Genomic DNA, 11,837 nt, shown 5'->3' with positions numbered 1-11,837 from the left:
GGCTACTTCTGGGCCTGGAGCTTGTCGATCTTCTGGGCGGCGGCCTTGAAGGCGTCCTCGACCGAACCGCTGCCGTTCACGACCGCCTTCGTGTAGGCGTCACGTAGAGCCTGCATCTGGGCGATGGTGTTGGTGCCGGTCGGGTCGTCGGCGGTGTGGGCGCTCTGCGCGCCGAACTCCTTGTAGGCCGGGTGCGAGCTGAAGTAGTCCGCATAGGTCGTGGCCACGTCGGTCCGGATCGGCATCTGGCCGGTGATCTCGAGCAGCTTGCCGTCCTGCGCCTTGCTGGTCGCGAACTTGATCACATCCCACGCCGTGCCCTGGTTCTTGCACGAGGTGTACATGCCGATGTTCTTCGCGTCCGGGAAGGTGTACGTCTGGTCGGCCGATTTGCCGTCCTTTGTGGGGACGGGGACGGAACCCCACTGCACCTTGTCGCCGTAGAACGCGATCGCCCACGGGCCCACGATGGCCATCGCCGACTTGCCGGCCTCGAAGGCGTCACCCTGGAATTGCTCCTTGCCGGCCAGGTTGGCGGCGTAGATCTGCTTCCAGAAGTTCGCCACGTCGAGCGAAGCCTGGCTGGTGATCGTCGCCTTGCCGTCTTCGATGAAGGTCTTTCCGCCACTCTCTGCCGCGAGCAGCGGCAGGTAGTCGAAGTTGACCTGGAAGAACTCGCTGGTCGGCGCCGGGTAGATGGCGTAGGGCGCTGCCCCCGAGGACTTGATCTGCTGGGCCGCCGCCATGAAGTCGGCGTAGGTCGACAGTTTCGGGTTCTCCGGGTCGAGCCCGGCCTTCTGGAAGATCGCCTTGTTGTAGAAGATCATCACCGGGTTCTGCTTCCACGGCATCTGGTAGTAGTCGCCGTCGGCCGACTTGTACTGCTTGGCCGCATCCCCGCTCCGCGCCTCGATGTACTTCGCGCCGTCCGAGAACTTGGAGAGGTCGACCAGGCCGCCCTGCTTCTGCCACTGACCGGTCGCGGCGGGGAGGTTGTTGAAGACGAGGCACGGCGTCGTGCCGGCGGTGATGGCGGCGCCGATGACCTCCTCGGTGCTCTTGCCCGCCGGCACCTCCTGAGCTTTGATCTGCTCCTTGGGATGCGCGGAGTTCCAGGCCGAGACGATCGACTTGCCCCACTGCACCTCCTGCGCGTTGTTCGAGTACCAGATGGTGATGGGGCCGTGCGCCTTCATGGCGTCGCTGGAACCTCCGCCGCTGGAGCCGCACGCCGCCAGCGTGCCGGCGATGACGCCGGCGGTGAGGAGTGAGACGGCGAGTCTGCTCACTCGTTTGGAGTTCTGTCGCATGGTGTTGCCTTTCGATGGGATTGTGTTCAGCGTCCTGCGGGTGGCGCCGTGGAAGCGCGCACCACCAGCCGGGCGGGGGGCAGGGCGACGTCGCCCGGTTCGCCGTCCTCCACCAGCCGCAGCAGTGCGGTGGCGGCGGCGAGCCCGAAGCCGGCCGGGTCGTTGTCGAGGGTGGTGAGGGATGGGTAGACGAACGACCCGATCTGGGAGCCGTCCAGCCCGGTGACCGAGAGCTCGCCCGGAAGGTCGAGACCTCGTTCGTGCGCGACGCCCATGCCGGCGATCGCCATGGGGTCGTTCCCGTAGACGATGGCCGTGGGGCGGTCCTCCCGCTCGAGCAGGGCCTTCGTGGCCTCGGCGCCCTGCTCGGGAGAGAAGTCGGTGGGGACGATGACCGGGGTGACGCCGGCCGCCCGCGCCGCGCTCTCGAAGCGCTCGCGACGGCGCAGACCGTGAAGCATCCGCTCGTCGCCGGAGACGTGGGCGATCCGGCGATGCCCGAGACCGACCAGGTGCGCGACGAGGTCGTCGATGCCGGCGTCGTAGTCGCGGGTGATGACCGGGAAGGGGCTGCCGCCGGGGGGCGCACCGAGCGACACGGCGGAGGAGCCCAGCCGTTCGATGAGGGGGATGCGCGCGTCGTCGGCCAGCAGATCGGTCAGGAGGAAGCCGTCGACGCGCTTGTCGGCGGCGAGCCGGGCGTACGCGCGCTCTTCGGCTTCCCGGTCCGGCACGACGGTCAGCACGAGCACGTTGCCGCGCTCCGCAAGCACGGTCTCGACGCCCGCGATGAAGGCGGCGAAGAACGGGTCGACCTCGATCGTCCGCGGCTGGCGGTGGAGCACCAGGCCGAGCGCGTAGGCGCGCCGGGTGGTGAGTCCGCGGGCACCGGGGTGCGGCGCCCAGCCGAGATCGTGCGCGGTCTGCAGGATGCGTTCCCGTGTCTCGCTCTTCACTCCGGGCCGGTCGTTGAGGGTGAGCGAGACCAATGACTTGCTCACGCCCGCCGCTCGCGCGACGTCGTTGATGGTGACGCTTTCGGTGCTCATTTCGGGCTCACCGTGGTGAGGCCGCCCGGCAGGACGAGCACGAAGCCGTGGGCGCCGACGGTGCGGGCGCTCCCGGCCTGCCGCCCCGCGGAGTCGTAGCTTGTCGCGGTCACCGGACCGGTCGCGTCGATCTTCTGCGGAACAGGCAGCTTCGTCGCGTTGACGTAGACGTCGAGGCTCGTCGTGCCGGCCAGCCCGAGATGCGACACGATCGGTTGCACGAGGATCGCATCCAACCGTGCCGTGCCGTCGACCTTCGCCGTCACGCTGGTCGCTTGGGCCGGGACGGGGACGGCGAGCGTCTGCGGCAGAAGGAAGACCGGGCTGGGCGCGATGCCCTGTGCGCCGGCGCGCACGTTGTCGGTGCGGCCGAGGGGAAGGGTGAGTCGCCAGCTGGACGCCGTCCAGCTCGTCGTCCCCGAGCCCCCGGGTCCGAGATCGGCGATGGGCAGGATGCGCGCGGCGGGGTGGCCCGCCGGGAGCGTGAGCGTGACGGTCGAGCCGGCGCCCGCCTGCAGATAGGCCCCGCCCGACCAGTTGGCGGACCCGGTCCATGCCGACGGCGGGGTCACCGTGGTCACGGAACCGGTCGTGGTCCCGCTCTCCGCCTCGACGACGCTGAGCCCGTCGGTCGCGGTGGTGCGGGTGAGCGCGGTGGCGGTGCGGGCGATAGCGGGATGCGCATCAAGCGCGAGCATGCTCAGCTGCGTGTGGATGACCGACTCGGCCCCGCAGTTGTGGTTGACCGTGCCATCCGGCGCGATGCCGTCGACGCAGACGCCGGTCGCCGGATCGTAGGCCGGTGCGCCGGAGCGGTTGGCGCCGAAGTACCAGGCCGCCTGCGCACCGGCCAGGGCGGCCAGCCCCGTTGCTCCGGTCGCGTCGGAGGCGGCGATGAGCCCCTCGACGCGGGAGTCGACGCCGTACGCGATCTGGCTGCGGTCCGCCGGGGTCGGCGTCCAGCCGTTGTCCGGACCGCCCGTCGCGAGGAGTTGCGCCGTGAACTGGGCGAGGTCCGTGGTCGCTGCCGTCTGGAGGGTGCTGTCGCCGAGTACGCCCGCGGCGGCGGTGAGCGCGGCCGGCTGCATCCCGGCCCAGGCGTGCCAGAACGTGGGGGAGTTCGCCTCGGGGAGCAGGGCGCCGAACGGCCACTGGCCGACGCCGCCGCTCTGCAGCTTGGCGATGCCGTCGGCGTAGTGCGCCAGCGCGGTGTGCGCGGCGGCGTCGCTCGGCGACGCGGCCACGAAGGCGCTCAGCCCGAGGACCGCTTCGGCCGTCGCGCCGGCACTGCGGACGATCAACCAGCCCGGTACGGAGACCCCGTTTGCGAGCTGTGTCTGCGGGTACTGGGCGAGCGACTGGCGCTCCAGAGCGGACAACGCCAGGTGCATCCGGTCGGCGAGGAACGACGCGAACGCCGGGTCGGCCGACCGGAAGCCGGCATAGCCCTCGCCGAGCGCCCACACCGTGCGCGCCAGCCAGAACGACTCGGCCGAGTCGGACGGGTCCGGGAGCTCCTTCGGAATCGCCGACGGGTTCAGTGTCCCGTCGTGCTGCTGCCAGAGGACCACGTTCCCGGCGTTCGGACCGTCGGCGGTCTGCAGGTAGGTGAGAGAACGGAGCAGCTCATACGCCGTGGTCCGACTGGACGCCGTGCCGTTCTGCTTCCAATCGCGCAGGTACACGACGGCGGCACGGGAGATGTCGTCCGCGTCGTACGCGCCCTGCGCGTACCAGCCCCGGACCGGGTCGGTGATCGGTCCGCCTCCGACGCGGTGGAAGCTCCCGTCGGCCTGCCGGTCGGCGTAGACCCACGGAGCGCGCGCGGACGGCTCCTCCGCCGCGCGGTAGGTGGTGTGGCCTGGCACGCCGGCGAGGAGGGGCACGTCGTCGAGGAGGAAGTCGAGATGCGACAGATTGGTGAGCTTCGGCGTCGCCGGGGCGACCGTGGACGAGGTCGCCTGAGCCGGAATCGCGGCCTGCGCCGGGAGCGCGACGCCGGTGACGGCGAGTGCACCGCCCAGCGTCAGCGCAAGCGCCGCCCGCGGCATGGTCAGTTGTCGGTTGCGCATCGTTGCGGCCCCTCGTGGTCGTGCGGCGCGTGATCCACGTCGTCATCTAAACCGGTTTAAGGGACGGTAGGCGCGGATCGTGCGAAAGTCAACATGACCCTTGTGAACGCCCCTGAAGCGCGACGAGACTGGCGGGACCGCGACCGACGATGCCGCACCGACGGGGCAGGAGGACCACCTGTGGAGTACAAGGACATTCCCACCAAGGCCGACGTCGAACGGATCGCCGCACTACGGCAACCCGGGTGCGTGAGCATCTACCTGCCCACCGGGACGACACCGGCGGAGGCGGACCGGGCGCGCATCGAGCTCAAGAACCATCTGACGAGCGCGGTCCGCGCGCTCGAGAAGCTGGGGGTGCCGCGGTCGCGCATCCACTCGATCCAGACGGAAGGGGAGAGCATCCTGGAAGACCGGGACTTCTGGCGTTATCAGTCGCGCTCACTCGCTGTGTTCCTCGACGGCGAGATCTCCGAGACGTTCCGCCTTCCGAACCGGCTCGGAACGGCGTGCGAGATCGCCGACCGGTTCTACGTCAAGCCGCTGCTCCGGGCGCTGACCTTCCCGCAGTCGGCGCTCATCCTGGCCCTCGCCGGCAACTCCGTGCGGCTGCTGCACGTCACGCCCGACCGGCCACCGGAGCGCGTCGACGTTCCGGGCATGCCGCGGGACGTCGCGGCGGCGGTCGGGCTGTCCTCGGTGAGCGGGCGCTCGCCGGACGGCCGCCTGCAGGGCTCGGAAGGCCAGAAAGTGCGGATGCTGGAGTACGTCCAGGCGATCGAGCGCGCCCTCCACCCGCTGCTGGCGAACTCGACCGAGCCGCTCATCCTGGCCGCGGCCGAGCCGCTCGCCGGCATCTTCCGCGGAGCGGGCGAACACCCGCGGCTCATCGCAGAGACGATCGGCGGCAACCCGGAGGAGAAGACGGACGAGGAGCTCGCCGCCGCCGCACGCGGCGTGCTCGACCGGCTGTACGCCGGCAAGGTGGCCGCGCTCCGGGAGAACTACGAGGCGCGGATCGCCGCCGGAACGGCGCTCGTCGACCTGAGCGACATCGCTCGCGCAGCGACGTTCGGCGCGGTCGAGTCGCTCGTGATCGACATCGACCGGCGCGTGCCGGGGACGGTCGACGACGAGACCGGGGCGATCAACCTGGGCAGCGACGACGAGCCGGGCGACTACGGGGTCGTCGACGAGATCCTGCGCCGCGCGCTCGGGTCGAAGGCGAAGGTGTACGCGTTGCGTGCCGAAGACGTGCCCGGGGGAGGGGCGGTCGCCGCTGCGGTGCGGTACCCGGTCTGAGCGTCGGAGCGGTAGGAGCGGTCGGCGCCGCGTGCGTGGTCAGCGCCGCGCCTGCAGCGCCAGCACCAGGAACTCCTGCACCCCGGCGAGCCAGTCGTATACGACGCGTTGCAGCGCCGACTCGTCGTCGTGGATGTCGCCCTCGTCGCCGTCCTCGAAGATGCCGAGTCGTGCGGCGAGGACCAGGCGGATGTCGGTGATCGAGCGCAGCCAGGCGGTGGCCTGGGTCTCGTCCAGGGAGACCTCGACCAGATCGGCATCCCCCAGGGGCAGCGACTCGATCACCGTGCGTGCGTTCGCCTCCTTGCGGTCGGCGAGACCGGCCGCGGTGAACCGGCGGAACTCCGCCGAGGCCTCCGGATCATCGGGATACGCGTCGGGCAGCAGCCTGTGCAGCGCGGCGTCGGAGCCGGCCGTCACGTCGGGTTCGGCGGCGGAACGCGCGAGTTCGATCGCCTCCTCGGCGAGGGAGACCAGGAGCTGCGCCTCCTCCTCCTGGAAGCGCCCGACCACCCGGCCGTCCTTCCGTTTCCGGAAAGGGATCATGCGTCCGCCTTGGTCAGCGTCGCCCATAGGCCGTAGTCGTGCATGGCCTCCACGTGCCGCTCCATCTCCTCACGGGTTCCTGTGGCGACGACCGCGCGACCCTCGTTGTGCACCAGCATCATCAGTCGTTTCGCTTCTCGGCGGGAGAAGCCGAAGTAGGTCTGGAAGACGTAGGTCACGTAGCTCATCAGGTTGACCGGGTCGTTCCAGACGATGGTGATCCACGGGGAGCCCAGCTCGAGCAGCACGTCCGTGCCGGTGTCTTCGAGGGTCCCCGCGTCCATGGTGGGGCTGGAACTCACAGCGGTATACCGCCGATCGCGTCCGCCGCGCGGACCAGGGCCAAGTGCGTCAGGGCCTGCGGCGTGTTGCCCGCGTGGGAGCGGCCTTCGACGTCGTATTCCTCGGAGAGCATACCGACATCGTTCGCCAGACCGACCAGCCGGTCCATCATGCGGACGGCGTCCTCCCGGCGGCCGGAAGCGGCGTACTGCTCCACCAGCCAGAACGAGCAGGCGAGGAAGGGGTGCTCCCCGGGCGGGAGGCCGTCGACCCCCGACTCGGTGCGGTAGCGCAGCAGCAGACCATCCCGCAGCAGGTCCTCCTCGATCGCGCGGACCGTGCCCAGCATGCGCGGGTCGTCGGCGTCGATGTAGCCGACCGGCGCCAGCTGCAGGAGCGACGCATCCACCTCGGAGCTGCCGAAGTGCTGAACATACGTGCCGCGGTGCGCGTCCCACCCGTTGGCCTCGATGTCGGCGCGGATGGCGGCGCGCTCGCGCTTCCACCGCTCGACCGGTCCGTCCAGGTGGTACTCCTCGACGGCGCGGATGGCGCAGTCGAACGCCGCCCACACCAGCACCCGCGAGTGGGTGAAATGGCGCGGCTTGTCGCGGATCTCCCAGATGCCGTGATCCGGCTCCCGCCAGTGCTGCTCCAGGTAGCCCATCAACGCGCGCTGGAGGGCCCACGAGAACCGGGTCTCCGCGTTGCCGGCACGTCGGCCGCGGTCGAGGGCGAGCATCACCTCACCGACCACGTCCGCCTGGAACTGGGTGGAGGCGCCGTTGCCGATGCGCACCGGATGCGCGCCCTGATAGCCAGGGAGGCTGTCGATGATGCGCTCGTCCAGGTCACGTTCCCCGGCCAGGCCGTACATGATCTGCACGTCGCCGGGGTCGCCGGCGATCGCCCGGAGCAGCCAGTCGCGCCAGTGGTCGACGTAGTCGTTGTAGCCGTGGGCGAGCAGCACGCCGATGGTGAGTGACGCATCCCGCAGCCACACGTAGCGGTAGTCCCAGTTCCGTTCGCCGCCGAACGCCTCCGGAAGCGACGTGGTGGCTGCCGCGACGATGCCGCCGGTCTCCAGGTGCGAGAGCGCGCGGAGCAGCACCAGAGAGCGGACGACTTCGTCCCGATACGGCCCCTGGTGGTCGCATCCGCTCGCCCACTCGGTCCACCAGCCGCGGGTGAGCTCCACGGACGCCTCGACGTCGAGCGCTGGGGGAGCGTCCCGGTGCGACGGATACCAGGTGAGGGTGAGGTCGACGGTCTCACCGGCCTTCACGGTGAACTCACCCTGATGCGAGTGGTTCGCCGGGTGCAGCTCGGCGCCGCGGACGACGATCGCGTCCGGGCCCGCGACGGCGATCAGTGCGTGCGGACTCTCCGCCTTCTCCTGCCGGACCCATGGGATCGCGGTCGCGTAGCCGAACCGGATCCGCAGGTCCTGCTGCATGCGCACAGTGCCGCGGACCCCGCGCACGCGCCGCACGATGTCGGCGCGGTGGTCGTGCATCGGCATCAGGTCGACGACCTCCACCTCGCCGTCAGGAGTCACCCACCGGGTCACGAGGATCATCGTGTCCTTCTCGTAGCGGCGCGTGCTGGTCGCGGACGCGTCGGCGGGGGCGAGCAGCCAGCGGCCCTGGTCCTCGGTGCCGAGCAGAGCGCCGAACATGGAGCGGGAGTCGTAGCGGGGCAGACACAGCCAGTCGATGCTGCCGTCCTTACCGACGAGCGCCCCGGTGAAGCAGTCACTGATCAGGGCGTAATCCTCGATGGGGAGCGACATATTCCCAGTATGGCCGTACTGTGATGGGCATGACGCAGTCCGTGGACACTCTTGTGATTCTCGGAGCATCCGGCGATCTCACGTCACGGCTCCTCCTCCCTGCCATCGGACAGCTGCTCACCGATCAGCCCAAGCGGTCGTTCTCGTTGGTCGGATCGAGCAGCGACGATTTGGACGACGACGGCTGGCGCGCGATCGTCGAGAAGTCGTTCGCGACCGTCGACGCCTCAGGGGACGCCGTGAAACGGCTCCTGAAGGAGACCCGCTACGTGAAGTCCGACGCCACGAGCGCGGACGACCTGAAGGACCTGCTGGCGAGTGTGGACGGCGTCCCCGCCCTCTATTTCGCGGTGCCGCCCGCCATCGCCGCGAAGGCATGCCACGCGCTGGGAACGTTCGAGCTGCCCGAGGGGCTGACCCTCGCGCTGGAGAAGCCGTTCGGCACCGACCGGAAGAGCGCGATCGCACTCAACGCACAGCTCGCCAAGCTGGTCCCCGAGGACCAGATCCACCGGGTCGACCACTTCCTGGGGCGCTCCAGCGTCTTCAACATCCTCGGCGTGCGCTTCGCCAACAGCATCCTGGAGCCGATCTGGGACGGCCTGCACATCGAGCGGGTGGACGTCATCTACGACGAGACACTGGCGCTGGAGAACCGTGCGCGGTACTACGACGGCGCCGGTGCCCTGATGGACATGATCCAGAGCCACCTGCTCCAGGTCATCGCGGTGCTCGCCATGGAGCCTCCGTCGACCCTGGGCGCGCCCGACCTCCGCGACGCGAAGCAGCTGGTGCTGCGTGCGACGAAGGTGTGGGACGGCGACCCGGTCGCCGCCAGCCGGCGCGCACGGTACGCCGCGGGGGAGATCGACGGAAAGAAGCTGCCGGCGTACGCCGACGAGGCCGGCGTCGATCCGTCGCGCGAGACGGAGACACTCGCCGAGGTGACGCTCCAGGTCGACACCTGGAGGTGGAAGGGCGTGCCGTTCACCCTGCGCTCCGGGAAGGCCCTCGGCGGCAGGCGCCGCGAGATGGTGATCACCTTCACGCCGGCCCAGCACGTGCCCTCCGGGCTCACGGGGGCGAGCGAGCCGGCCAAGCTGCGGCTCTTGTTCGCCCCGGACTCGATGTCGATCGAGCTCAACATCAACGGCAGCGGCGACCCGTACGAGCTGGAACGGACGACGCTGACGGCCGACTTCGGGCCGGGTGCCCTGCTGGCCTACGGCGAGGTGCTGGAGGGCATCCTCGACGGCGACCCGTCGCTGTCCGTTCGAGCCGACACGGCTGTCGAGTGCTGGCGGATCGTCGAACCGGTGATCGCGGCATGGCGCGATGGGAGAGTGCCCCTCGAGGAGTACCCGGCGGGGTCGGAGGGCCCGAATGACTGGGCGGAGTTGGGCTGACGGCGCATGCCGATCGCCGGCGCGCAGGCGGTCAGGCCGCTGAGCGCTGCGTGATGACCGGGAATTCGCCGGTCACCGGCCTGCGGAGGTCCGTCCACTGCGTGATCGGCGCGGGCTCCCAGCCGAACGCGGCCGGCTCGAGCTCCGCGACGGGCGCCTCCTCAGCGGGGGTGCCCTCGACGGCCGTCTCCGCGACGAACGCTGCGGGCTCGGCGGCGAGCGGCTCGACGACGGTCACGACGGGTTCGTCGGCGACGGCGGGCGCGAGGTGCAGCGGCTCGGAGAGCGACTCGCCGGCCTCGAGCCGGCGACGCGCGTCGGCGATCGCGGCGGCGATACCGACCGAGACGGACTGGGCGAGGATGGAGTGGAAGATGGTGTCGGTGTCGTTCTGAGCGCGACGGACGACCGTCCACTCACCGTTCTCGCCGATCAGCTCAGCCACCTTGACGTGGACGAGCTCGAGGATCTGGGCGTCCGTCAACTGAGGGACCGGAGCCGCTGGAACTGCCGCGGCGTGCCGCCTACGACCAAACATCGCGCAACCCCTTCCAGGTTCACCAATAACTACAAGTGTCCTGGACGTTCAGCGCGGGAACCCGCTGGACACGCCGAGAGAATCGGCGGAAATCGGCGGGTCAGCGACCCTTTCCGGCACGAACCGGCTTCGACTGGCGCTCGGACGCCTCCCGTGACTCCTGCACCACCGCTCCGACCGCCAGCGCGAGAGAGATGGCCGCGTTGATCCACATCAGAGGGATGCGCCAGTCGCGCGGCCCGTTCTTGGACGTCTGGACGGTGGTCCACAGGCCGATCGCCGCACTGATCACGGCCCCGTTGAAGAGGTACTTGCGCATCCCGTTCCTTTCGGTGTCGCCCCGTAGCGTACGCTTCCATGGTCTGGACCGGGAGGAGGAGGATGCGCACCGCACTCGTCGGCGCCGTGCTCCTCGTGCTCGGTGGCATCGCCGTGGCGGCTGGGCTGCTGCCCGTTCCCGAGGTCGTCGAACTGTGGGACCGGGTGTGGCCCATCCTGCTCTTCGTCGTCGCGATCACCGTGGTGACCGAACTCGCGGCCGAAGCGGGCGTCTTCACCGCGCTGGCCCAACAGACGGCGCGGTGGGGACGCGGCCGAGCGTGGGTCCTCTGGTTGCTGGTCGTGCTGGTCGCCGCTCTGAGCACGATCTTCCTGTCGCTCGACACGACGGCCGTCCTGCTCACCCCGGTGGTCATCGTGATGGCGCGGCACGCCGGGCTGAACCCGCTGCCGTTCGCTCTGACGACCGTGTGGATGGCGAACGCCGGGTCGCTGCTGCTCCCGGTCTCCAACCTCACCAACCTGCTGGCCCAGCACACGATGGGCGATCCGTCGCCCGCAGCGTTCGCGTCGCTGATGCTCGCGCCGGCGCTGGTCGCGATGGCGGTGCCCATGGTCGTCGTCTTCCTGATCGCGCGGCGGTCGCTGCTCGTCCGCTACGAGACAGGCGACGAGGACGGGATCGAAGACCAGGTGCTGTTCTGGATCTCCGGTGCTGTCGTGGTCGTACTGATGCCGTTGCTGGTGTCCGGGCTGCCGGTGTGGCTGCCGACGACGATCGCCGCGCTCGTGCTCGCGGTGGTGTTCCTGATCCGCCGGCGGACGGTGCTGAGGTTTTGGCTGTTGCCGTGGCAGCTCGTGCTGCTCGCGCTCGGACTGTTCCTGTGCATCGAGGCGCTGCACGCGGCGGGGCTCGGGACCCTGATGGCCATGGTGTCGGGGACGGGCGACTCCCCGCTGGCCCTGCTGCGGCTCTCGATGACCGGCCTGGTCGGCGCGAACGCGATCGACAACCTTCCGGCCTACCTGGCCCTCGAGCCGGTCGCGGACAGCCCGGTGCGCCTGGCCGCGCTCCTGATCGGTGTGAATGCCGGCCCCCTGATCACCCCGTGGGCGTCGCTGGCGACCCTGCTCTGGCACCAGCGCTTGACGTCCTTCGACGTTGAGATCCGGTGGAGCCGCTACATGCTTCTGGGGCTGATCGTCGCGCCGGTGACGGTCGTCCTCTCGACACTGGCGCTGGCGTTCACCAGCTGATCGC

11 protein-coding genes are annotated in these 11,837 nt (G+C 69.9%); 3 read left to right on the top strand and 8 right to left on the bottom strand.

What is annotated here, in order from left to right; genetic code table 11:
• Nucleotides 1–2 precede the first annotated feature (2 nt).
• Genes AB4079_RS14390 through AB4079_RS14380 form a run of 3 tightly spaced genes read right to left on the bottom strand, consistent with a single transcriptional unit; the run spans nt 3 to nt 4,431 of the window.
• The gene (locus AB4079_RS14390; RefSeq protein ID WP_441787997.1) at nt 3–1,310 is read right to left on the bottom strand and encodes an ABC transporter substrate-binding protein; all 1,308 of its coding nucleotides are present in this window, start codon (nt 1,308–1,310) and stop codon (nt 3–5) included.
• A 26-nt stretch (nt 1,311–1,336) separates the two neighbouring features.
• Nucleotides 1,337–2,359: a LacI family DNA-binding transcriptional regulator gene (locus AB4079_RS14385; protein ID WP_441787996.1), complete on the bottom strand. Its 1,023-nt coding sequence runs from the start codon at nt 2,357–2,359 to the stop codon at nt 1,337–1,339.
• A complete protein-coding gene (locus AB4079_RS14380) occupies nt 2,356–4,431 on the bottom strand; it encodes a hypothetical protein (RefSeq protein WP_441787995.1) in 2,076 nt (691 codons plus the stop codon). Before AB4079_RS14380 ends, AB4079_RS14385 begins: the two co-directional genes overlap by 4 nt.
• Before the next feature lie 180 nt (nt 4,432–4,611).
• On the opposite strand from AB4079_RS14380, the gene AB4079_RS14375 reads away from it, so the two are divergent.
• The gene (locus AB4079_RS14375; RefSeq protein ID WP_441787994.1) at nt 4,612–5,733 is read left to right on the top strand and encodes a baeRF8 domain-containing protein; all 1,122 of its coding nucleotides are present in this window, start codon (nt 4,612–4,614) and stop codon (nt 5,731–5,733) included.
• 39 nt (nt 5,734–5,772) lie between these two features.
• Here the strand turns inward: AB4079_RS14375 and AB4079_RS14370 are convergent, their stop codons facing one another.
• The 3 genes from AB4079_RS14370 to AB4079_RS14360 are packed head-to-tail and all read right to left on the bottom strand — an operon-like array spanning nt 5,773 to nt 8,353.
• Nucleotides 5,773–6,279 (bottom strand): DUF2017 domain-containing protein, encoded by a 507-nt coding sequence (locus tag AB4079_RS14370; RefSeq protein WP_441787993.1) that lies wholly within the window; start codon nt 6,277–6,279, stop codon nt 5,773–5,775.
• Nucleotides 6,276–6,563: an ATP-dependent Clp protease adapter ClpS gene (clpS, locus tag AB4079_RS14365; protein WP_441788135.1), complete on the bottom strand. Its 288-nt coding sequence runs from the start codon at nt 6,561–6,563 to the stop codon at nt 6,276–6,278. The genes AB4079_RS14370 and clpS overlap by 4 nt, the downstream gene beginning before the upstream one ends.
• 14 nt (nt 6,564–6,577) lie before the next feature.
• Complete coding sequence (locus AB4079_RS14360; protein WP_441787992.1) at nt 6,578–8,353, bottom strand: glycoside hydrolase family 15 protein; 1,776 nt, start codon at nt 8,351–8,353, stop codon at nt 6,578–6,580.
• A 29-nt stretch (nt 8,354–8,382) separates the two neighbouring features.
• Between AB4079_RS14360 and AB4079_RS14355 the strand changes: the two genes are divergently transcribed.
• A complete protein-coding gene (locus AB4079_RS14355; protein WP_441787991.1) occupies nt 8,383–9,759 on the top strand; it encodes a glucose-6-phosphate dehydrogenase in 1,377 nt (458 codons plus the stop codon).
• 31 nt (nt 9,760–9,790) lie between these two features.
• On the opposite strand, the gene AB4079_RS14350 is transcribed toward AB4079_RS14355, so the two are convergent.
• Nucleotides 9,791–10,243, bottom strand: coding sequence for a hypothetical protein (locus tag AB4079_RS14350; RefSeq protein ID WP_441787990.1), 453 nt, complete (start codon nt 10,241–10,243; stop codon nt 9,791–9,793).
• 154 nt (nt 10,244–10,397) lie between these two features.
• Nucleotides 10,398–10,616 (bottom strand): hypothetical protein, encoded by a 219-nt coding sequence (locus AB4079_RS14345; RefSeq protein ID WP_441787989.1) that lies wholly within the window; start codon nt 10,614–10,616, stop codon nt 10,398–10,400.
• Nucleotides 10,617–10,654: 38 nt separating this feature from the next.
• On the opposite strand from AB4079_RS14345, the gene AB4079_RS14340 reads away from it, so the two are divergent.
• Nucleotides 10,655–11,833, top strand: a complete 1,179-nt coding sequence (locus AB4079_RS14340) for an SLC13 family permease (RefSeq protein WP_441787988.1) — start codon at nt 10,655–10,657, stop codon at nt 11,831–11,833.
• Nucleotides 11,834–11,837 lie beyond the last annotated feature (4 nt).

Origin of the sequence: Leifsonia sp. 2MCAF36, from assembly GCF_052115525.1 — a bacterium.
Taxonomy (GTDB): domain Bacteria; phylum Actinomycetota; class Actinomycetes; order Actinomycetales; family Microbacteriaceae; genus Leifsonia.
The sequence above is the reverse complement of the archived record's forward strand: the minus strand, read 5'-3'. Positions and strand labels throughout refer to the sequence as shown.